We start from the raw sequence: 20,825 nt of genomic DNA on the forward strand, positions 1-20,825 counted from the left end.
GCGTCCACTTTTTTCCGGGGGGCAGAATGTCCCTCACTGGCTGACCTTGCTGGGGCGACGAGATGATCCAGACGCCGTACTACCTCATCGACAAACAGAAGCTGCTGGTCAACCTGGAGAAGATCGCCTACGTGCGCGAAAACTCCGGTGCCAAGGCGCTGCTGGCGCTGAAATGCTTCGCCACCTGGTCGGTCTTCGACCTGATGCAGCAGTACATGGACGGCACCACGTCGTCCTCGCTGTACGAGCTGAAACTGGGGCGGCAGAAGTTCGCGGGCGAGACCCATGCCTACAGCGTCGCCTGGGCCGACGACGAGATCGAAGAGATGGTCGCCAACTGCGACAAGATCATCTTCAACTCCATTGGCCAGCTGGAGCGTTTCGCCGAGCGGACCTCGGGCAGCATCCGTGGCCTGCGCGTCAATCCGCAGGTGAGCAGCTCCGACTATCTGCTGGCCGACCCGGCGCGTCCGTTCAGCCGCCTGGGCGAGTGGGACCCGGCCAAGATCGAGACGGTCATGGGGCAGATTTCCGGTTTCATGTTCCACAACAACTGCGAGAACGGCAGTTTCGAGCTGTTCGACAAGATGCTGGGCACCATCGAGGAGCGCTTCGGTCATCTGCTCGCGCAGGTGGAGTGGGTCAGCCTCGGTGGCGGCATCCACTTCACCGGCGAGGGCTACCCGATCGATGCCTTCTGTGCGCGACTGAAGGCCTTCTCCGAGAAGTACGGCGTGCAGGTCTACCTGGAGCCGGGCGAAGCGGCGATCACTCTCAGCGCCTCGCTGGAAGTGACCGTGCTCGACACGCTGTACAACGGCAAGAACCTCGCAGTGGTCGACAGTTCCATCGAGGCGCACATGCTCGATCTGCTGATCTACCGCCTCAACGCCAAGATGGCGCTCAACGATGGCGAACACACCTACATGGTGTGCGGCAAGTCCTGCCTGGCTGGCGACATCTTCGGCGAATACCAGTTCGACAAGCCGCTGCAGATCGGTGATCGCCTGTCGTTCATCGACGCCGCCGGTTACACCATGGTCAAGAAGAACTGGTTCAACGGCCTGAAAATGCCGTCCATCGTGGTGAAACAACTCGACGGTAGCGTCGAGGTGGCTCGCCAGTTCGAGTTCGACGACTACCTGTCCAGCCTGTCGTGATATCCCCTGGGGTGGATGAGGCTTTGCTCGTCCACCCCGGTGCGGCGCTGAGGTGGACGCTGAAGCGTCGTCCACCCAACGGCTCGCACTTCCCTTGCAACGCAATACCTATCTAGAAACGCAGTACTCAGGAGGTGAAACAATTGAAGAAGAACGTTCTTATCATTGGTGCAGGAGGTGTCGCCAAGGTGGTGGCCCACAAGTGCGCGCAGCATAACGACGAGCTGGGTCGTATTGCCATCGCGTCACGGAACATCTCCAAATGCCAGGCCATCATCGACAGCGTACAGGCCAAGGGCAGCCTCAAGCAGCCCGGCGAGATCAAGGCCTATGCACTGAACGCCCTGGACGTGGAAGCGACCAAGGCGCTGATTCGTGAAACCGAATCGCAGATCGTCATCAACGTGGGCTCCGCCTTCCTCAACATGTCCGTGCTGCGCGCCTGTATCGATACCGGCGTGGCCTATCTGGACACCGCGATCCACGAAGACCCGAGCAAGATCTGTGAAACCCCGCCGTGGTATGGCAACTACGAGTGGAAGCACCTGGCCGAATGCCAGGACAAGGGCGTGACCGCCATCCTCGGTGTCGGCTTCGACCCGGGCGTGGTCAATTCCTATGCCGCACTGGCGCAACAGCAGTACTTCGACAAGATCGAGTCGATCGATATCCTCGACGTCAACGCCGGCTCGCACGGCAAGTACTTCGCCACCAATTTCGACCCGGAAATCAATTTCCGCGAATTCACTGGCACGGTCTACAGCTGGCAGAACAGCCAATGGACCAGCAACAGCATGTTCGAAGTCAAACGCACCGACGATCTGCCGGTGGTTGGCGTGCAGAACCTGTACCTGACCGGCCATGACGAGGTGCACTCGCTGTCCAAGCACCTCGACGTGCCGAACGTCCGCTTCTGGATGAGCTTCGGCGACCACTACATCAACGTCTTCACCGTGCTGAAGAACCTCGGCCTGCTCTCCGAGCAACCGGTCAAGACTGCCGAAGGTCTTGAAGTGGTACCGCTGAAGGTGGTCAAGGCCGTGCTGCCGGATCCGTCTTCGCTGGCGCCGGGCTACAGCGGCAAGACCTGCATCGGCGACCTGGTCAAAGGCACCAAGGATGGCCAGCCGCGCGAGCTGTTCATCTACAACGTGGCCGACCACAAGGAAGCCTACGTCGAGACCGACAGCCAGGGCATTTCCTACACCGCCGGTGTACCGCCGGTTGCCGCCGCCCTGCTGGTGGCGCGTGGCGAGTGGGACGTGTCGCGCATGGTCAACGTCGAAGAGCTGCCGGCCGAGCCGTTCCTCAAGCTCCTGGATGTGATGGGCCTGCCCACCCGCATCAAGGACGAGCACGGCGATCGTCCGTGGGACCAGGCCATCTGAGCCCGTCCCCAGCATGAAAAAAGGATCGCCTCGGCGATCCTTTTTCGTTTCAGGTCGGGCTCAGAGCGTGACCACGCCCAGCAGCACGGCGGCGGCCAGCATCACCAGGCTGATTCCCCACGCCCACAGCAGGGTGTAGCGAATGTGCCGGTACAGTTCGACCCCCGCCAGGCCGATGGCCAGGTACACGCTGGGCACCACCGGGCTGATGCCGAAGCCGGTGTTCTCGCCGATCAGCAGGGCCTTGGCCACCGCAGCCGGATCGACCCCGGCCGCCACGGCGACGTCGCGGATCACCGGCAGCAGGGCGAAGTAGTAGGCGTCCGGGGAGAACAGCATGCCCAGCGGTACGCCGAAGGCGCCGATGATCAGGTGCAGCCAGTTCGCCGAGCCGTCGGGCAGGATGTTGATCATCCAGTGCGCCATGCCGTCGGACATCCCGGCGCCGGCCAGCACGCCGAGCAGAATGCCGGCCGCGAGCATCACCAGAGCCATCTGCATGGCGTCGCTGGCGTGACGCAGCACGGCCTGGTTCTGCTCTGCCAGGCTCGGGTAGTTGAGCAGCAGCGCGACACCGAGGCCGACCATGAAGCAGGCGAACAGGGGGAAGGCGCCGGTGAACAGGCAGGCGAGGATGATCAGGGTCAGCGCCAGGTTGGCCCAGTAGCGCCAGTGGCCGAGACTCAGCTGGCGGCTGTCGTCGGGTTGTTGCGCGGTCTCCGGCAGCGGCCCGCCGGCCACCCGGCTATCGCCGCTAATGCTGCGTTGGGCACGCAGGCCGAGAAACGCCGCCAGCGCCAGTACCAGGGCCAGACCCACCGCTTGTACCGGAATCAGCGCGATCCACAGCTGCGAGGCGTCGATGCCGGTCACCGCCGAGGCGCGTGCAGTGGTGCCGCCCCAGGGCACCATGTTCATCACCCCGGCGCTGAGCACGACCAGGCACAGGAGCATTTCGCGCGGCATGCCCAGGCGCAGGTACAGCGGCAGCAAGGCGGGAATCACCAGCAGGAAGGTGGCGGCGCCGATGCCATCGAGGTGGGTCACTGCCGTCACCGCGACGGTGACCAGTGCCACGGCCAGCGGCTTGCCGCCCGTGCTGCGCAGCAGGAAGTTGACCAGCGGGGCGAACAGGCCACGCTCGCGCATGACCCCGAAGTAGAGGATCGCGAAGATGAACAGGGTGGCCGTGGGCGCCACGGCCTTGAGCCCGTCGGTGGCGAACTTGCCGATCTCGCTCGGGGTGAAACCGGCCATGGCGCAGGCGATCACCGGCAGGGTGACGAAGGCCACCAGCGGGCTGATGCGACGCAGCAGAATCAGGGTGACGATGAGGAACATCAGGCCGAAGCCCAGGGCGGTGATCATGATGATCTCTCCGGTGTTGTTATTGTTGGAGACAGGGTGAGAGTGAGCGCTCAGTCGGGAGGCGGCAGCCTCAGGCCGAGCAGGGCGTAACTCAGGCTCTTGCCGTGACGGTCCAGGCCGGGACTGGCATTGACGCCACCTTCCAGGGCGTTCTCCACGACGAAGTTGAAGCCGCCCAGGTTGGGCAGTGCGTAGCGTGTCACCGCGCCGATGGCGCGATGGCCCAGGCAGGCCGCCACGCGCTCGCAGGTCAGCTCGCGCTCCAGCCAGGTGTAGTGCTCGGCGGCGAAGGCGAATACCGCCACGCTGAGGGTGTTGCCCTTGTCGCCCGCGCGGGCATGGGCGTAGTCGCACAGCAGGACGTCGATCATCAGAACCACTCCAGTCGTTGTTGCACCGCTGTGCGTTCGATAAGGAAGCTGGCCGTAGCGAGCGATTCGCCGATATGCCGGCGTACCCCGCCACCGCCGGCAGGGCCGTTGGTGTAGAGCGATTCGGCATCGAGCAGCAGGCGCTCCAGCAGCGCCTTGTCGTGATCCAGGAAGCTGATGCGCAGGCGCGCGTCCTGGCAGTCGGATGCCTGTGCCAGGCGCTGCTGCAGCCACTGGCCGGCGGCATCGTTGAACAGGCTGGCGACACCGATGACATCGATCCATGGCGTGAGCCGAGGGGCCAGCCTGGCGCAGCGTTGCAGCAGGATGTCGCGTGCCAGTGCGGCGCGGGCTGCCGCGCCTGGGCCGGCGTAGGAAATCTCCGCCTCGGCGAACCACTTGCCGCGCAGGCCGATCAGCCCCTTGAGCTGCGTGGGGCGTGGTTTGCCCTGCACGCCGCTCACCTCGACCTGGTCGATGGCGACCTGGCGCACGCGCACCTGGCTCAGGTCCATGACCACGTCCGGGGTCAGGTAGGCGGCCGGATCATGCACTTCGTAGAGCAACTGTTCCTTGACCGTGCGCTCGGTGACGCAGCCGCCGGTACCGGCCGCCTTGCCGATGACCACGCGGCCATCGGCCGCGACCGTGGCGATGGGGCAGCCGACGTTGGCCAGGTCCGGCACGTCCTTCACGCCCGGATGGGCGAAGTAGCCGCCGCTGACCTGGGTGCAGCATTCGAGTAGATGGCCGACCGCCGTGGCCTGGGCGATGCGTTGCCAGTCATCGGCCGCCCAGCCGAAGGCATGACGCAGCGGGCCGACCGCCAGGCTGGGGTCGGCGACACGACCGCAGAGCACGATGTCGGCCCCCTGGTCCAGTGCCTCGGTGATGCCATCGGCCCCGCTGTAGACGTTGACCGAGACCACCTCGCCATCGAGCGACGCGGGCAGCCAGCGTTGCAGCTCGATGCCGGCATCCAGCAGGTCGTCACCCAGTACGCAGGCGATGCGTGCCGCTGCGTGGCGCGTGGTGTCCAGGCGCTGGCGCAGGCGGCGGGCTGCGGCAACCGGGTTGGCGGCGCCGCCATTGGTGATGATGGGGATGCCGGCGTCCAGGCAGGTCTCCAGCACCGGCTCGAGGAAGTCGAACAGGCGCAGGGCGTAGCCGCTCTGGGCGTCGTTGAGGCGGCGCAGCTGGGATTCGGCCAGGGTGCGTTCGGCCAGCAGCTCGAAGAACAGAAAGCGCCGGCCATCGCGAGCGGCGAGGTCGTTGGCCAGGGCCAGCGCGGCATCGGGACGGTCGTTGGCGAAGCCCGCCCCGCACCCGATATGGACTGTTGTGGTCATTGTCGATCCATTTAACGGTCAGGTCTGGGGCAAGGTTGACCTGTGGCGATTTAGTTGTGAATTCGAAATGTGATATGAATTAATAAGCATGTTTTATAAGTTGCCTCGTCATGGATATCAGCTTCCGTCAGCTTCAGGCGTTCGTCCTGATCGCCGAACAGCGCAGTTTCAGCCGCGCCGCCGAACAGATTCACCTGTCGCAACCCGCGTTGAGCTACAGCCTGCGCAAGCTCGAGGACGCCCTCGGCCTGTCGCTGCTGGCGCGCAACACGCGCAGCGTGGAGCTGACCGATGCCGGCCTGCGTTTTCTCGAGCAGGCGCGGCGCCTGCTGCGCGACATGGACAACGCCGTGCACGATGCCCGCGAGCAGTTGCATCTCGAGAGTGGCTCGCTGCGCATCGCCGTGTTGCCGTCGGTGGCGATCGAGCCGTTGCCACGGGTGCTGCAGGAGTACCGACGGCGCTATCCCGGCATCGACATCAGCCTGTGCGATGGCCGTGCCGGAGAGATCCGCCAGTGGGTGAGCGCCGCCGAGGTGGATTTCGCCATCACCTCGGCGGCGGACGATCTCGGGGCGCTGGATTTCCGGCCGCTGTACGACGACAGCCTGGTGCTGCTGGTACGTGGTTCGGCTCGCCTGCACGGCAAGGCCCTGCTGTCTGCGCTGCGCGAGCAGGACTACATCGCCACCACCCGTGACACCAGCCTGCGCGGCATGGCCGATGCCACGTTGCAGCGCATGGGCCTGCTGCGCGAGCCGGCGTGGGAGGTGGCCTACATGAGCAGCGCCGCAGCGCTGGCACGCTCCGGGCTGGGCTATGCGCTGCTGCCGGCGAGTGTCGCCGATACCTTCAACGGCGATGGCAGCCTCGCCGTGCACGTTCTGGCCGAGGCGCCCGTGCGCAGCATCGGCCTGCTGCAGCGCAAGCCCTGCTACCTGAGTCCGCCGGCGCAGGCCTTCGTCACGCTGCTGCAGCAACTGACGCGGGGTGCTCAGGGACTATCCGCAGGCGTCGATTCACGCGACAATCCCACCTCTTTCAACTGACTGCACTGGATACCGCTGGTTTGAACACCGAGCTGCGCCGTCGCGCCTACCTCGATGCCATGCAGGTGGCCACCTGGCTGCCGCGTGCCGAGCTGCCTTTCGCCGCGCCGTCGCGTCAGGAACTGCTCGCGCCGCCGCCCGCTGAAGAACCGCAGCCGGCGCAGGCCGAGGCGCCGCTGGCGGCCGTCGAAGCGGTACGCGAGGCGCCTGCCGAGCGCCCCAGGATCGAGATTCCACGACCAGCTGCTCAGCCGCGTCAGGCGGCTGTCGAGACGCCTGTCGCCGCGCCGGAGGCGGTCGAGGAGAAGCCGGCGCGGGTCAACGTACCACCGCCGCGCTTCGCCCTGCAGCTGCTGCGTGCCGGCGACTGCGCGCTGCTGGTGGAGCTGCCCACTGGCGAGCCCTTCCAGAGCCGTGACCCGGCCTACATCCTGCTCAAGGACCTGCTGCGTGCCGCCGGCCTGCCGGACAGCCCGCAGCTGCTGGGCGAGCCGGTGCGCTGGCCGCTGCTGGTGCGCGGCAACATGGACCAGGGCCCGCAGGCGGCGCTGGAGTTCGTGCAGAGCTTCGTCGCTGCACGCCTGGAGGAGCAGCCAAGCACCTGCCTCTGGCTGGTCGGCCTGCCGGCCATTCGCTTCGCCGGTGAAGCTGACGAGCACAGCTACAACCGCGAGTTGCAGATCGATGGCCTTGGCGCCTGCTGGGCGTTGCCGGGCCTGGAGCTGCTGATGGAAGAGCCCACGCGCAAGCGCGAACTGTGGCAGGCCATGCGGCGTGTCCGGCAGCGCTGGCTGGCACCTGCTCGTTCCTGAGAATCCCACCTTTGCGCCCGAGTGACGCCCCATGAGCGATGCGATTTCCTTCCGCCCGATGACCGAGGCGGATCTCGATGCCGTGCTGAAAGTGGAGTACGCCGCCTTCAGCCACCCGTGGACGCGCGGCATCTTCAGCGACGCGCTGAAGTCCTACAACTGCTGGCTGATGTTCGAAGGCGGGCAGCAGGTCGGGCATGGCGTGATCAACCTGATCCTCGATGAAGCGCACCTGCTCAACATCACCGTCAAGCCCGAAAGCCAGGGCCGTGGCTTGGGGCTGTGTCTGCTCGAGCACCTGATGAAGGAAGCTCACGAGCTGGGCGGGCGCGAGTGCTTCCTCGAAGTGCGCGCCAGCAACCAGGCGGCCTACCGCCTGTACGAGCGTTTCGGCTTCAACGAAGTGGGGCGCCGCCGCGACTACTACCCGGCCGTGGGTGGTCGCGAAGACGCCCTGGTGATGGCCTGCACCCTGGTCGAGTGAGACGTCTCGGCGTTGCCGTTCAGCCGGGATGCCCGTCCAGCCGCGCCCGGCACAGCATGGGCGCGTAGTTCAGGCTGAACAGGGCGAACGCCATCCCCCAGCACAGCGCCGCCAGCCACAGCCAGTCGCCGCCGGCCGCGACCCGAAGCAGTGCACCCAGGTTGAGCAGGGCGAAGGCCCAGGCCATGGCCCTGGGAGGCTGCAGCGGACGCCCGGTATGCCCGAGGCTGACCCGCGCCATCATCGCCAGGATCAACCCACCCATCGCCCCCACTGCCAGTGCGTGGCTGGCCAGGCTGGCCTGGGGCAGCCAGCCCAGGTGCCAGGCTGCCATGCCGAGGGCGGCCAGCAGCAGCCAGGCATAGGCCAGGTGCAGCGACCAGAGCAACGGCACGCGCCAGATGCCGGGCAGGTACCAGCGCCACAGGCGCAGGCCGTGCAGCGTGGCCAGGCCGACGAACAGCGTGGCCAGCCAGGGCTGCGCCTGCAGGCCGTATCCGCTGGCATTCAGCGCGGCGGCCAGCACACCGCCGAGCAGCAGCGCGCGGTCCTGCCAGGGATGGGGGGCAAAGGCTTCGCTGCGACCCAGGCCGCGCTGGGTGAAGAAGGGGATCACCCGCCCGCCGATCAGGCTCAGCAGCACGGCGATCAGCCACAGGGCGGCCAGTGCCCCGCGACGTTGCAGGTCGTCGTCGCCCTGCGCCAGGCCGGCGAGGGTCAGTGACTGGCACAGGGCGAGCAGGGCCAGCACCAGCAGGATCGGGTAGTTGCTGCGCTGCCTGGCGCTGATCAGCTGGCGCGCCATCTGCATGATGAACAGACCGACGAAGGCCAGTTGCAGGCCGATCAGGACAGCCGGCGGCACGGGTACGAACCAGGCCAGGCGTGCTGCCAGCCACAGCCCGAACAGGGCGATCAGTGGCCGCCCGCTGAGGCCGGGGCGTCCCGTCCAGTTCTGTACGGCCGTGAGCAGGAAGCCGGCGATGATCGCCAGGGCGAAGCCGAACGGCATCTCGTGGCGATGCCAGGCCAGCATGCCGCCGGGCACCGCCACGAGGCTCACCGCACCCTGCAAGGCCAGGGCCCAGAGGGCGATGGCGAGCAGGGCGAAGATGGCACCGGCGAGGAAGAAGGCGCGAAAGCCCAGGCGCCAGAGCGGCAGTACCGCCAGCGCCTGTTTGCGATCAAGCAACTGCATGCGTACCCGCTCCTTCTGCCAGCCGCGCCTGAGCGATCAGGCGCAGCACGTAGCCGATCTTCAGCACGCTCGGGCCGATCAGTGTCAGGCTGTGCGCCAGTACCAGCGCGGCCAGGTTCAGCTGCTTGTCCAGGCCGTAGGCCGCGACCAGGCCCAGGATCAGAAGCAGCAGGCCGGCCCAGAGCAGGCGGGTGGACAGCAGCAGGATCTGTAAGGGTGGAAGATTGAGCGGGTACATGATTCACCTCCTGATCGATCAGCTGTCCAGTGCCGAAGCCGGGCCGAAGAACTCGTAGCGGCTCTGTTCGTCCGGTACGCCCAGTGCCTGCAGATGGCGCTTGACCTGGGCCATGAAGGGTTTGGGGCCGAGGAAGTAGGCGTCCAGGTCGCGTTCGGCGGGCAGCCACTGCTCGAGCAGCTCCTGGCTGAGGTAGCCGGTGGCATCGGCCTGGTCAGCGGCGCCTGGCTCGCTGTAGCAGACGTAGTGGCGGATCTGCGGGTGCTCGGCGACCTGGGCGTCGACCCAGTCGCGGAAGGCATGCACGTCCGCATTGCGCGCGCAGTGGATGAAATGGATGGGCCGCCCGGAGTGGCGCGCCGCGTCGAGCATCGCCAGCGCCGGCGTGATGCCCACGCCGGCAGTGATCAGCGCCAGCGGTTTGTCCGACTCGCTCAGGGAGAAGTCGCCGGCTGGTGGGAACAGGTCCAGCTCATCGCCTTCCCGGACGTTGTCGTGCAGGTGGTTGGAGACGCGCCCGCCCACTTCGCGCTTGACGCTGATGCGGTACTCGCGGCCGTTGGCCAGAGCCGACAGCGAATAGTTGCGGCGGACCTCCTCGCCGTCCAGCAGCAGGCGCATGCCGATGTACTGGCCCGGCAGGTAGTCGAGCAGGGGCCCGCCATCGACCGGTACCAGGTGGAAGGAGGTGATCTCGTCGCTCTCGCCGACCTTGCGAGCCACCCGGAAGCGGCGCGCGCCACGCCAGCCGCCGGGGGCTGCGGCGTTCTGCTGGTACAGCTGTTCCTCGGCGCCGATGAAGATGTCGGCCAGTTGCTGGTAGGCCACGGCCCAGGCGTCGATCACCGCATCGGTGGCGACTTCGGCGCCCAGCACTTCGCGGATGGCGCGCAGCAGGCAGCCACCGACGATAGGGTAGTGCTCCGGCAGGATCTGCAGGGCAACGTGCTTGTTCACCACCTGCTTGACCAGCGGTCCCAGGGCCTCGAGGCGGTCGATGTGACGGGCGTACATGAGCACGCCGTTGGCCAGGGCGCGGGGCTGATCGCCGCTGGCCTGGTGGGCCTGATTGAACAGCGGGCGCACCTGCGGAAACTCGCTTAGCATCATCCGGTAGAAGTGAGTGGTCAGCGCTTCGCCGCCGCTTTCCAGAAGCGGGACGGTGGCTTTGATCAGGTCGCGTTGGGTGGTGGTGAGCATGGGGAGGGTCTCCGCAAGGCAAATAAAGGCGCCGGGGTGGCTCGTCTGGCCATTGCCGACGTGCTAGCGTTAGCGCTCTATTCATTCCATTAAGCGTGCCATTTATTTTGTTGTTTAAAATCAATGGTTTATATGTTTTGCGGTATTTATGACAGCAACTCTTCTTGTGTCATAAAGACTTCTGGTAGTCGGTATGACCACTAATCCCTTGCTCGAAACGCTGATCCCCCTGGTCGCCGACCTGTCCCGCGAACTGGACGATGGCGAGCGCTACCGGCGCTTGCTGGCCGCATTGCGCCGGCTGTTCCCCTGCGATGCGGTGGCGCTGCTCAAGTTCGATGGCGAACTGCTGTTGCCGGTGGCGGTGGAGGGGCTGAGTGCCGATACCCTGGGGCGGCGTTTCAGGATCAGTGAGCATCCCCGCCTGGCGGCACTGGTGGAGCATCGTGGCCCGACCCGTTTCGCCGCCGACTGTGGCTTGCCCGACCCCTACGATGGGCTGGTCGACGGCCTGCACGGTCACCTGGAGGTGCACGACTGCCTGGGCTGTCCGCTGTACCTGGATGATCAGCTGTGGGGCCTGCTGACGCTGGACGCGCTCGACCCGTCGAGTTTCGCGCACGTCGACCTGGACAGCCTGGATGCGTTCGCCAGCCTGGCGGCCGCCACGGTCAAGGCCAGCGAGCGCATCAGTGGCCTGGCCCAGCGCGTCGAGACCGAGCGCCAGCTCACCGAGCTGTACAAGCAGGCGCGTCAGCAGCCGCGCGAGCTGGTGGGGCAGAGCGCGGCGTTGCGCAAGCTGCAGGATGAGATTCGCCTGGTGGGCGACAGCCCGCTCACCGTGCTGATCACCGGCGAAACCGGCGTCGGCAAGGAGCTGGTGGCCGAGGCCATTCATGCCGCGTCACCGCGTGCGCGGCGGCCGCTGGTCAGCCTCAACTGCGCTGCGCTGCCCGATTCGCTGGTGGAAAGCGAGTTGTTCGGCCACGTGCGTGGCGCCTTCTCCGGCGCGGTGAACGAGCGCAGCGGCAAGTTCGAGCTGGCCGACGGCGGCAGCCTGTTCCTCGACGAGGTCGGCGAGCTGCCACTGGCGGTGCAGGCCAAGCTGCTGCGCGTGTTGCAGAGCGGGCAGCTGCAGCGGGTCGGCTCGGACCGCGAGCACCGTGTCGACGTGCGGGTGATCGCCGCCACCAACCGTGACCTCGCCGCCGAGGTACGCGCCGGGCGTTTCCGCGCCGATCTGTACCACCGCCTGAGTGTCTACCCGCTGCCTGTGCCGCCGCTGCGTGAGCGCGGCCGTGACGTGCTGCTGCTGGCGGGGTACTTCCTCGAAGAGAATCGCGCGCGTCTCGGCTTGCGCAGCCTGCGCCTGGCGGCCGAGGCGCAGAAGGCGCTGCTGGCGCATGACTGGCCGGGCAACGTGCGCGAGCTGGAGCATCTGGTGGGCCGCGCCGCGATCAAGGCGCTGGCACGGCATGACGAGCGGCCGCGCATTCTCAGCCTGGAGGTGCAGGACCTGGACCTGCCGACCGGGGCGGTGAACAGCGCCGTGGAGGCGACGCTGGCCAGTGCAGAGCCGGTGCCGGCAGGCCTGGAGCTGCGCACGGCGGTGGACGCCTTCCAGCGCCAGCTGATCGAACAGTGCCTGGCGCGTCATCACGGCAAGTGGGCCGATGCGGCGCGTGAGCTGGGGGTGGATCGAGCCAACCTCAGCCGCCTGGCCAAGCGCCTGGGCATTCGCTAGGCCGGGTTGCACCTGGCTACAGCTCGAACACCAGCGCCTTCAGGCCGCTTTCCGGCGAGATGTCGGGAAACTCCGGCGGGTTGTCCAGGCGCTCGACGAAACGCAGCTGTGGCGCCTCGGCGGCCATGCCGGCGATGAGGAAGTCCGGGCCGGTGTCCGGGTCATTGACGCAGGCCAGTACCGTACCCCGTTCGCCGAGCAGCTCCGGCAGGCGACGGAGGATGCGGGCGTAGTCCTGGGTGAGGGCGAAGCTGCCTTTCTGGAAGCTCGGCGGGTCGATGATGATCAGGTCGTAAGGCCCGCTCTTGCGCACCTTTCCCCAGGACTTGAACAACTCGTGACCGAGAAACTCCACCTGGCTCAGGTCGTGCTGGTTGAGGCGGTGATTGTCGCGTCCACGGGTCAGGGCGGCGCGCGCCATGTCCAGGTTGACCACCCGCGTCGCCCCGCCGGCAATGGCTGCCACGGAGAAGCCGCAGGTGTAGGCGAACAGGTTGAGCACGTGCTTGCCGGCCGCCTGCTGGCGCACCCACTGGCGGCCCAGGCGCATGTCGAGGAACAGGCCGCTGTTCTGTTTGCTGCCCAGGTCGAGCAGGTAGCGCAGGCCGTCCTCGCGGATCGTCCACTGCGCCTGCTCCTCGCCGGCCAGCCATTCGCTCTCGCTGCCGTGCACGTAGCGATGCTGCAGCAGCAGGCCTCGGGCGCCGCTGGCCTGCCACTCTGGCGTGTCCAGCAGTTTCAGGAGCAGCGGGCGCAGGGCGGCATCCGGCTCGCGGAACAGCATGACCAGGACGATGCCCGACAGCCAGTCGACGGTGATCTGCTCCAACCCCGGCCAGCAACGGCCACGGCCATGGAACAGCCGCCGGGTCTCGTCGCCGGGCGGGTTGTGCAGCGCCTGCAACAGGTGCTGGCGCAGGGTGGCGAGGGGCGCGTCAGTCATCGCGGGTCAGCACTTCCAGCAGTTCGATCTCGAAGGTCAGGTCGGCGTTGGGAGGGATCGAGCCGACGCTGCGTTCGCCGTAACCCAGGTGCGCCGGCACCTGCAGCTTGCGCTTGCCACCGACCTGCATGCCCATCAGGCCCTGGTCCCAGCCCTTGATCACCCGCCCGGTGCCGATCACGCACTGGAACGGCTTGCCGCGCGAGAAGGACGAGTCGAACTCGCTGCCGTCGGCCAGCCAGCCACGGTACTGGGTGGTGATCAGGGCGCCCTTGACCACGGCCTTGCCGTCGCCAGGTTGCAGGTCTTCGATGATCAGTTCGTTGCTCATGTCGGGGTTTCCTTGCGGTGACGATTCTGACTGGCCTGCACCGAGCGTTCGGCAGGCACGCGCAGTTGCCTCAGCAGGTAGTCGGCGAATGCCGGCGCATAGCCCTGCAGGGCGATGGCGCCGGCCATGCAGCTCAGCCAGCTCTCGGCCAGGGCCTGGTCGATCGGCCACTGCGAATGGAAGGCCGGAATGCTGATGCTGCCGTATTTCTCGGCGAACAGGCGCGGCCCGCCCAGCCAGCCGCTGAGAAAGCACGCCAGCTTGTCCCGCGACGCGCTCAGGTCGGCCGGATGCAGGGCGCGCAGGGCAGCGGCCTCGGGACGTTCGTCCATCAACCGGTAGAAGTCGTCGACCAGCCGGCGCAGGCCATCGATACCGCCGGCAGCCTGGTAGGACGCGTCGAGAGTGCCGTAGGGCAGGGTGTCGCTCATCGCGTCCCTCCTGAAAAAGGCGCCATTGTAACCGCTGGCGTAGAATGGCCGGCCATTTGAAGTGCACGCCCTGTGGGAGGCGCTTTAGCGGCGACGGTCGCGGCTCAAGCCCCTCCCACACGTAGCACGTAAGCACCGAGTTTGAATCCGCAGCCCATTCCCGATGACCCAACCCCGACAAGGCTTCGTGCTCAGCCGCCATTGGCGCGATACGCCGCAAGGCACCGAGGTGGCCTTCTGGCTGGCCACCGATGCCGGCCCGCTACAGGTGCGCCTGCCGTTGCAGGAGTCGGTGGCGTTCATTCCAGTCGAGCAGCGCGCCTGGGCCGAGCCGTTGCTGCGCAATGAACAGGGCGCCGAGTTGCGCGAGCTGGCCTTGCGTGATTTCCGCCAGCGCCCGGTGCTGGGCCTGTACTGCCGTCAGTACCGCCAGTTGCTGCAACTGGAGAAGAAGCTGCGCCAGGTCGGCGTGGATGTCTACGAGGCCGATATCCGTCCGCCGGAGCGTTACCTGATGGAACGCTTCATCACCGCCAGCGTCGCCTTCGAGGGTGTCGAACAGGCGGACGGCAGCCTGCTGTGCAAGTCGCTCAGGCCGGCCGCCGACTACCGCCCGCGCCTGCGCCTGGTCTCGCTGGATATCGAGACCAGCGCCCGTGGCGAGCTGTACTCCATCGCCCTGGAGGGCTGTGGCCAGCGTCAGGTCTACATGCTCGGCCCGGCCAACGGTGACGCCAGCGGCGTCGACTTCGACCTCGCCTACTGCGACAGCCGCAAGGCGCTGCTCGAGTGCCTGAATGCCTGGCTGGAGCGGCATGACCCCGACGCCATCATCGGCTGGAACCTGGTGCAGTTCGACCTGCGCGTGCTGCGTGAGCACGCCGAGCAGCTCAAGGTGCCGCTGCGCCTGGGGCGTGGTGGCGACGTGCTCGGCTGGCGTCAGCACAACAGCAGCCAGCACTACTTCGCCGAGGCGGCCGGGCGGCTGATCATCGACGGCATCGAAGCCTTGCGCTCGGCCACCTGGAGCTTCCCTTCGTTCAGCCTGGAAGTGGTGGCGCAGACCCTGCTGGGCGAAGGCAAGGCGATCGACACACCCTATGCACGCATGGACGAGATCCAGCGCATGTTCGACGAGGACAGGCCGGCGCTGGCGCACTACAACCTCAAGGACTGCGAGCTGGTCACGCGCATCTTCGCCCACACCGAACTGCTCGCCTTCCTGCTGGAGCGCTCCAGCGTCACCGGCCTGGCCGCCGATCGCAGTGGTGGCTCGGTCGCGGCGTTCACCCATCTGTACCTGCCGCCGATGCATCGCCTCGGCTTCGTCGCGCCCAACCTCGGTGACATCCGCGGCGAGAACAGCCCGGGCGGTTTCGTCATGGATTCGCGTCCGGGGCTCTACGACTCGGTGCTGGTGCTGGACTACAAGAGCCTGTATCCGTCGATCATCCGCAGCTTCCTGATCGATCCGGTGGGGCTGGTCGAAGGCCTGCAGCGCCCGGACGACGCGCATTCGGTGGAAGGCTTTCGCGGCGCGCGCTTCTCGCGCACGCAGCACTGCCTGCCGAGCATCGTCGAGCGCGTGTGGCAGGGGCGCGAGACGGCCAAGCGCGACGGCAATGCGGCGCTGTCGCAGGCGCTGAAGATCATCATGAACGCCTTCTACGGTGTGCTTGGCTCCAGCGGCTGCCGCTTCTTCGACCCGCGCCTGGCGTCGTCCATCACCCTGCGCGGGCACCAGATCATGAAACGCACCCGCGAGCTGATCGAGGCCGAGGGGCACGCGGTGATCTATGGCGATACCGACTCCACCTTCGTCTGGCTCGGTCGGGCGCATGACGAGGACGAGGCGGCGCGCATCGGCCGCGCGCTGGTGGCCCGCGTGAATGCCTGGTGGCGCGAGCACCTGCAGCACGCGTACGGGCTGGACAGTGCGCTGGAGCTGCAGTTCGAGACCCACTACCGGCGCTTTCTGATGCCCACCATCCGTGGCACCGAAGAGGGCAGCAAGAAGCGCTATGCCGGTCTGGTGCGCGACGCCGCTGGCGCCGAGCGCATGGTGTTCAAGGGGCTGGAAACGGTGCGCACCGACTGGTCGCCGCTGGCGCAGCGCTTCCAGCAGGAGCTGTACCGGCTGGTCTTCGCCGGCGAGCCCTACGAGGCGTACGTGCGCGACTATGTCGAGCGCACCCTGGGCGGTGAGCTGGATGAACTGCTGGTCTATCGCAAGCGCCTGCGCCGGCGCCTCGACGACTACCAGCGCAACGTGCCGCCACACGTGCGCGCCGCGCGCCTGGCCGACGAGCACAACCAGCACCTGGGCAGGCCGCTGCAGTACCAGCGCGGCGGCTGGATCAGCTACCTGATCACCAGGGGCGGGCCGCAACCGCTGGAGCGCCTGCTGTCACCCGTCGACTACGAGCATTACATCAGCCGCCAGCTGAAGCCGGTGGCCGATGCCATCCTGCCGTTCGTCGGTGGCGACTTCGAGCGCCTGCTGGACGGGCAGTACAGGCTGTTCTGAGTGCTGCTGGCGGCCGCTCTGGCGGGCGTCTCCCGCGGATGAGGCGGATGCCGCTGGCAGGAAATAATTTGCAAAGCTCGTCCCGTTGAGCGGCGTTCACGGCCTGAATATATTGGCGCCCGTGATGCCGGGCCCCTCTGGCGGTTAACACCGCGATGTCGGAATCACAGTCTGTTCAATCTGACTGTAGGAGGGGCTCATGACTGCCCTCGAACCGTTCCTCTTCGCCGACTTCCTCGGTACGGCCACCTGGTTGTGGCTGGTCTTCATCGCTGTCGTCATCTCCCTGCTGGCCTTCGACCTTGGCGTGCTGCATCGCGACAATCGCGAGATCGGCGTGCGCGAGAGCCTGTTGCTGTCCGCCGGCTACATCAGCGCCGGCCTGCTGTTCGGCGTCTGGGTGTTCTTCCAGAAGGGCGGCGACGCCAGCATGGATTACCTCACCGGCTTCCTGATCGAAAAATCGTTGTCGATGGACAACGTGTTCCTCATGGCCATGATCTTCAGCTTCCTAGCGATCCCGCGGCAGTACCAGCACAAGGTGCTGTTCTGGGGAATCATGGGGGTGCTGGTGCTGCGCGCGATCATGATCGGCCTGGGTGCGGCGCTGATCCATGAATTCAGCTGGGTGCTCTACCTGTTCGGTGCGTTCCTGTTCTTCACCGGGGTGAAGATGCTGTTCTCCAGGCTGGACGACGCACCGGACCTGCAGAACAACCTGCTGGTCAGGTTCCTGCGCAAGCACCTGCGCGTGACCGACGGCCTGCACGGCCAGCGCTTCTTCGTGCGCCAGGACGATGGCAACGGACGCCGCGTGCTGTGGGTGACGCCGCTGTTCCTCGCGCTGATCCTGATCGAGTGTGCCGACCTGGTGTTCGCCATCGACAGCGTGCCGGCGATCTTCGCCATCACCCAGGATCCGTTCATCGTCTACACCTCGAACATCTTCGCCATCCTCGGCCTGCGCGCCCTGTACTTCGCCCTGGCCGCGCTGATCCATCGCTTTGCCTATCTCAAGTACGCACTGGCCCTGGTGCTGGTGTTCATCGGCACGAAGATCTTCCTGGTGGGCATCATCGGCAAGATCCCGGCGGCCGTATCCCTCAGCGTGACCCTCGGCCTGCTGGTCGGTGGCGTGGCGCTGTCGCTGTACAAGACCCGTGGCCAATCGCAGCCACACGAACATTGATGCTCGCCCCGGCCACGCCGCTGGCGTGGTCGGAGGCAGCCCGAAACTGGAGAATCACTGATGAATAGCTGCCGCAAACGCCCCCTGGCATTCGCTGCCTTGGGCGCCATTGTGTTCACCCTGGCCGGCTGCGAGGCCGCCGAGCAGTCGGCGCAGAAACTGGCCGACGAGGCGAAGAAGGAAGCGCAGGCGTTGATCGAGGGCTCGGTCGGAGAGGTGGTGGACGAGGTCAACCGCCAGGTGGACGCCTTGCAGGACTCCACCAACCGCGCCCTGGGCAAGGCCGAGGAGGAGGGCCGCAACGGGTCGCACGACGAACCATCCGCCGAACGTCCCGTCGAGCCGGGCGTGGAAACCTGATGAGGCGTCAGCCGAGCAGCCGCTGCGGGCTGAGCATGGCGGCGGTCAGGCCGGCGGCGATCAGCTGTTCCGGCAGCGGCTGCCTGCGGATCAGCGCGGCGCAGGCCTGGCCCATGGCCGCGCTGGTCTGGATGCCGTAGCCGCCCTGTGCGGCGACCCAGAAGAAGCCCGCCGCCTGCGCATCGAAGCCGCCGACCAGGTCGCCGTCGGCAACGAAGCTGCGCAGGCCGGCCCAGGTGTGCTCCGGGCGGCGAATCTGCAGGCTGGTATGGGTTTCGATCTGGTGGATGCCGAGGGCGATGTCCAGCTCTTCCGGTTGCACGTCGTGGGCTGCCACCGGGTCGGCATTGGCCGGTGAACCCAGCAGCAGACCGGCATCGGGCTTGAAGTAGAAGGATTCGTCCAGGCTGACCAGCGCTGGCCAGCTCTGGCAGTCGATGCCCTCGCCGGCTTGGAAGGTGAAGGCGGCGCGTCGTTTGGGTTGCAGGCCGATACCGGGCAGCCCGGCCAGCTGGGCGATCTGGTCGCACCAGGCGCCGGCGGCGTTGATCAGCAGCGTGGCGCTGTAGCGTTGCCCCGCGCAATCCACCTGCCAGCCCGCGGCGCTGCGGCTGATCGCCAGCACCTCGCGGTCGCAGTGTATTTCGCCACCCTGCTGGCGGATGCCGCGCAGGTAGCCCTGGTGCAGGGCGGCGGTATCGATGTCGGCGGCGCTGGGGTCGTACAGCGCCCCCCGGACCCGTTCGCGACGCAGCACCGGCACCATGGCGCAGGCCTGCTCGGCGCTGAGCAGGCGAGCCTCGGCGACCTGTTGGCGCGCCTGCTCGAACTGGCGCTGCAGCTCGGCCGCATCGCCGCTGAAATCCACCACCAGTTCGCCACGCGGGGTGAGCAGCGGATGGTCGCTGAAGCCAGCGGGTGGCGCATCGTAGAAGGCGCGGCTGGCGGCGGTCAGTGCGCGTACCTGAGGCGTGCCGTAGGCCACGGTGTAGAGCGCGGCCGAGCGACCGGTGGAGTGGTAGCCCGGTTGCGCCTCGCGCTCCAGGACGATGGTCTTGCCGTGGCCGGCGAGAAAGTAGCCGGTGGAGGCGCCGGCGATACCGCCGCCGATGATGAGGTAGTCGCAGTGCTGCATGTCGTGTCGTTCGATGGGGTCAAATGAAAAAGGCGAAGCCACAGGCTTCGCCTTTGTTCGCTCGCCGTCGCTTCAGTGCTTGCGCGGCACGGCCTTGAGCAGCTCGTCCGGCGGCATCTCGCACTGGATCTTGCGCCCGATCAGTTCTTCGATGGGCGGCAGGGCGAAGGCGTCGTCCTCGCCGGCGAAGCTGATCGAGGTGCCGCTGGTGCCGGCGCGGCCGGTACGACCGATGCGGTGCACGTAGTCGTCCGGGTCTTCCGGCAGGGTGAAGTTGATCACGTGGCTGATGCCGTCGACGTGGATGCCGCGACCGGCCACGTCAGTGGCGACCAGTACGCGGATGTGTCCGGCACGGAAGCCTTCGAGCACCTTGATGCGCTTGTGCTGCGGCACGTCACCGGACATCTGCGCGGCGCTGACGCCGTCACGGGTCAGGCGTTCCTCGATACGGCGCACTTCGTCCTTGCGGTTGGCGAAGACCATCACCCGGTCCCAGGCGTTCTGCGTGACCAGGTTGTACAGCAGCTTGTACTTGTCGCTGGAGGCGACGGCGTAGACGTGCTGCTCGACGGTGTCGCTGGCGACGTTCTCCGGCTCGATCTCGACGATGGCCGGGTTGACCGTCCACTGCTTGGCCAGGTTCATCACGTCTTCGGTGAAGGTGGCGGAGAACAGCAGGGTCTGGCGGTCACCCTTCATCGGCGTCTGGCGGATGATCTGGCGCACCTGCGGGATGAAGCCCATGTCGAGCATGCGGTCGGCTTCGTCGAGGACCATCACCTCGACCATGTCCAGGTGCACCTCGCCGCGCTGGTTGAAGTCCAGCAGACGGCCCGGGGTGGCCACGAGGATGTCGCAGAAGCGCGACTCCAGCTGCTTGAGCTGCTTGTCGAAGTCCATGCCGCCGACGAAGCTCATGACGTTGAGCCCGGTGTACTTGGTCAGCTCGGCGGCGTCCTTGGCGATCTGTACCACCAGCTCACGGGTCGGCGCGATGATCAGCGCGCGCGGCTCGCCCATGTAGCGCTCTTTCGGCGCCGGGGTCTGCAGCAGCTGGGTGATGATCGAGATGAGGAACGCGGCGGTCTTGCCGGTGCCGGTCTGGGCGCGGCCGATGGCGTCCTGGCCCTTGAGGGTGTAACCGAGGACGCCGGCCTGGATCGGTGTGCAGTAGGGGAAACCCAGGTCGTGGATGGCATGCATCAGCTCGGGCGCGAGCCTGAAATCATGGAAGCGCACCTTGCCTTCGGCGGGCTCGACCACGAAGTCTTCCAGTTTCCAGGTGTCCACCGGCTTGGCCGGGCGTTCGCGACGGGGCTTGTCGGCCTTGGCGGGGCGTGGTTGCTGCTGCGGGCTGGGCGTGCCGGCGTTGTCGCTGGCGGCACGGGCGGGTTTGTTCTTGCGGGAGCGCTGGTCGTCTGTGCCGCGGGCCGGGCTGGGCGCTGCTACGGGGGACGCTTGTGGCTGCTCGTCTTCGGCCTTGCCGAACATTTTCTTGAGTGCTTTGAGCACGGGCTTCTCATCGACTGGTTAAGGAGTGAACGC

Annotated in this window: 20 protein-coding genes; 9 read left to right on the plus strand and 11 right to left on the minus strand. The window is 66.7% G+C overall.

Features of this window, described 5'->3' with window-relative positions; all coding sequences use genetic code 11:
* The first annotated feature begins 62 nt into the window (after window positions 1–62).
* The gene (locus tag EPK82_RS23475) at window positions 63–1,160 is read left to right on the plus strand and encodes a carboxynorspermidine decarboxylase (RefSeq protein WP_134678214.1); all 1,098 of its coding nucleotides are present in this window, start codon (window positions 63–65) and stop codon (window positions 1,158–1,160) included.
* Window positions 1,161–1,303: 143 nt separating this feature from the next.
* Window positions 1,304–2,548 carry a saccharopine dehydrogenase family protein gene (locus tag EPK82_RS23480; RefSeq protein WP_037055960.1) on the plus strand — a complete coding sequence of 415 codons (1,245 nt, stop codon included), beginning with the start codon at window positions 1,304–1,306 and terminating at the stop codon, window positions 2,546–2,548.
* A 60-nt stretch (window positions 2,549–2,608) separates the two neighbouring features.
* On the opposite strand, the gene EPK82_RS23485 is transcribed toward EPK82_RS23480, so the two are convergent.
* From EPK82_RS23485 to EPK82_RS23495, 3 genes are read right to left on the minus strand one after another with little or no spacing between them, the layout of a single operon-like run.
* Window positions 2,609–3,916, minus strand: coding sequence for a CitMHS family transporter (locus EPK82_RS23485; protein ID WP_037055962.1), 1,308 nt, complete (start codon window positions 3,914–3,916; stop codon window positions 2,609–2,611).
* Window positions 3,917–3,966: 50 nt separating this feature from the next.
* Complete coding sequence (locus tag EPK82_RS23490) at window positions 3,967–4,287, minus strand: AtuA-related protein (RefSeq protein ID WP_037055963.1); 321 nt, start codon at window positions 4,285–4,287, stop codon at window positions 3,967–3,969.
* Window positions 4,287–5,636 carry an acyclic terpene utilization AtuA family protein gene (locus EPK82_RS23495; RefSeq protein WP_134678215.1) on the minus strand — a complete coding sequence of 450 codons (1,350 nt, stop codon included), beginning with the start codon at window positions 5,634–5,636 and terminating at the stop codon, window positions 4,287–4,289. Before EPK82_RS23495 ends, EPK82_RS23490 begins: the two co-directional genes overlap by 1 nt.
* Window positions 5,637–5,746: 110 nt before the next feature.
* On the opposite strand from EPK82_RS23495, the gene EPK82_RS23500 reads away from it, so the two are divergent.
* Genes EPK82_RS23500 through rimI form a run of 3 tightly spaced genes read left to right on the plus strand, consistent with a single transcriptional unit; the run spans window position 5,747 to window position 7,981 of the window.
* On the plus strand, window positions 5,747–6,685 hold the full coding sequence (locus tag EPK82_RS23500) for a LysR family transcriptional regulator (RefSeq protein ID WP_134678216.1): 939 nt from the start codon (window positions 5,747–5,749) through the stop codon (window positions 6,683–6,685).
* Between the two features lie 20 nt (window positions 6,686–6,705).
* Window positions 6,706–7,497 (plus strand): hypothetical protein, encoded by a 792-nt coding sequence (locus EPK82_RS23505; RefSeq protein ID WP_037055966.1) that lies wholly within the window; start codon window positions 6,706–6,708, stop codon window positions 7,495–7,497.
* Between the two features lie 31 nt (window positions 7,498–7,528).
* Window positions 7,529–7,981 (plus strand): ribosomal protein S18-alanine N-acetyltransferase, encoded by a 453-nt coding sequence (rimI, locus tag EPK82_RS23510; protein ID WP_134678217.1) that lies wholly within the window; start codon window positions 7,529–7,531, stop codon window positions 7,979–7,981.
* 19 nt (window positions 7,982–8,000) lie between these two features.
* Here the strand turns inward: rimI and EPK82_RS23515 are convergent, their stop codons facing one another.
* Genes EPK82_RS23515 through hmpA form a run of 3 tightly spaced genes read right to left on the minus strand, consistent with a single transcriptional unit; the run spans window position 8,001 to window position 10,617 of the window.
* Window positions 8,001–9,179 carry an NnrS family protein gene (locus EPK82_RS23515; RefSeq protein WP_134678218.1) on the minus strand — a complete coding sequence of 393 codons (1,179 nt, stop codon included), beginning with the start codon at window positions 9,177–9,179 and terminating at the stop codon, window positions 8,001–8,003.
* Window positions 9,166–9,417 carry a transmembrane sensor/regulator PpyR gene (locus EPK82_RS23520; protein ID WP_134678219.1) on the minus strand — a complete coding sequence of 84 codons (252 nt, stop codon included), beginning with the start codon at window positions 9,415–9,417 and terminating at the stop codon, window positions 9,166–9,168. Before EPK82_RS23520 ends, EPK82_RS23515 begins: the two co-directional genes overlap by 14 nt.
* An 18-nt stretch (window positions 9,418–9,435) precedes the next feature.
* Window positions 9,436–10,617: an NO-inducible flavohemoprotein gene (hmpA, locus tag EPK82_RS23525; protein ID WP_134678220.1), complete on the minus strand. Its 1,182-nt coding sequence runs from the start codon at window positions 10,615–10,617 to the stop codon at window positions 9,436–9,438.
* Window positions 10,618–10,810: 193 nt separating this feature from the next.
* Between hmpA and norR the strand changes: the two genes are divergently transcribed.
* Window positions 10,811–12,361: a nitric oxide reductase transcriptional regulator NorR gene (norR, locus tag EPK82_RS23530; RefSeq protein WP_134678221.1), complete on the plus strand. Its 1,551-nt coding sequence runs from the start codon at window positions 10,811–10,813 to the stop codon at window positions 12,359–12,361.
* Window positions 12,362–12,377: 16 nt separating this feature from the next.
* Here the strand turns inward: norR and EPK82_RS23535 are convergent, their stop codons facing one another.
* From EPK82_RS23535 to EPK82_RS23545, 3 genes are read right to left on the minus strand one after another with little or no spacing between them, the layout of a single operon-like run.
* A complete protein-coding gene (locus EPK82_RS23535; protein WP_134678222.1) occupies window positions 12,378–13,304 on the minus strand; it encodes a class I SAM-dependent methyltransferase in 927 nt (308 codons plus the stop codon).
* Window positions 13,297–13,635: an FKBP-type peptidyl-prolyl cis-trans isomerase gene (locus tag EPK82_RS23540; protein ID WP_134678223.1), complete on the minus strand. Its 339-nt coding sequence runs from the start codon at window positions 13,633–13,635 to the stop codon at window positions 13,297–13,299. The genes EPK82_RS23535 and EPK82_RS23540 overlap by 8 nt, the downstream gene beginning before the upstream one ends.
* Entirely contained in the window at window positions 13,632–14,066 is a 435-nt protein-coding gene (locus EPK82_RS23545) for a group II truncated hemoglobin (RefSeq protein WP_134678224.1), read from the minus strand. Before EPK82_RS23545 ends, EPK82_RS23540 begins: the two co-directional genes overlap by 4 nt.
* A gap of 163 nt (window positions 14,067–14,229) precedes the next feature.
* Between EPK82_RS23545 and EPK82_RS23550 the strand changes: the two genes are divergently transcribed.
* The 3 genes from EPK82_RS23550 to EPK82_RS23560 all read left to right on the plus strand — a co-directional run bounded on the left by EPK82_RS23550 (window position 14,230) and on the right by EPK82_RS23560 (window position 18,142).
* A complete protein-coding gene (locus EPK82_RS23550; RefSeq protein ID WP_134678225.1) occupies window positions 14,230–16,593 on the plus strand; it encodes a DNA polymerase II in 2,364 nt (787 codons plus the stop codon).
* 199 nt (window positions 16,594–16,792) lie between these two features.
* Window positions 16,793–17,782, plus strand: a complete 990-nt coding sequence (locus tag EPK82_RS23555; RefSeq protein WP_037055982.1) for a TerC family protein — start codon at window positions 16,793–16,795, stop codon at window positions 17,780–17,782.
* 60 nt (window positions 17,783–17,842) lie between these two features.
* Window positions 17,843–18,142, plus strand: coding sequence for a hypothetical protein (locus EPK82_RS23560; RefSeq protein WP_134678226.1), 300 nt, complete (start codon window positions 17,843–17,845; stop codon window positions 18,140–18,142).
* A gap of 7 nt (window positions 18,143–18,149) precedes the next feature.
* Here the strand turns inward: EPK82_RS23560 and EPK82_RS23565 are convergent, their stop codons facing one another.
* Entirely contained in the window at window positions 18,150–19,277 is a 1,128-nt protein-coding gene (locus EPK82_RS23565; RefSeq protein ID WP_134678227.1) for an NAD(P)/FAD-dependent oxidoreductase, read from the minus strand.
* A gap of 72 nt (window positions 19,278–19,349) precedes the next feature.
* The gene (gene rhlB, locus EPK82_RS23570; RefSeq protein ID WP_037055988.1) at window positions 19,350–20,792 is read right to left on the minus strand and encodes an ATP-dependent RNA helicase RhlB; all 1,443 of its coding nucleotides are present in this window, start codon (window positions 20,790–20,792) and stop codon (window positions 19,350–19,352) included.
* Window positions 20,793–20,825 lie beyond the last annotated feature (33 nt).

It is taken from the genome of Ectopseudomonas khazarica (assembly GCF_004521985.1).
Taxonomy (GTDB): Bacteria; Pseudomonadota; Gammaproteobacteria; order Pseudomonadales; family Pseudomonadaceae; genus Aquipseudomonas; species Aquipseudomonas khazarica.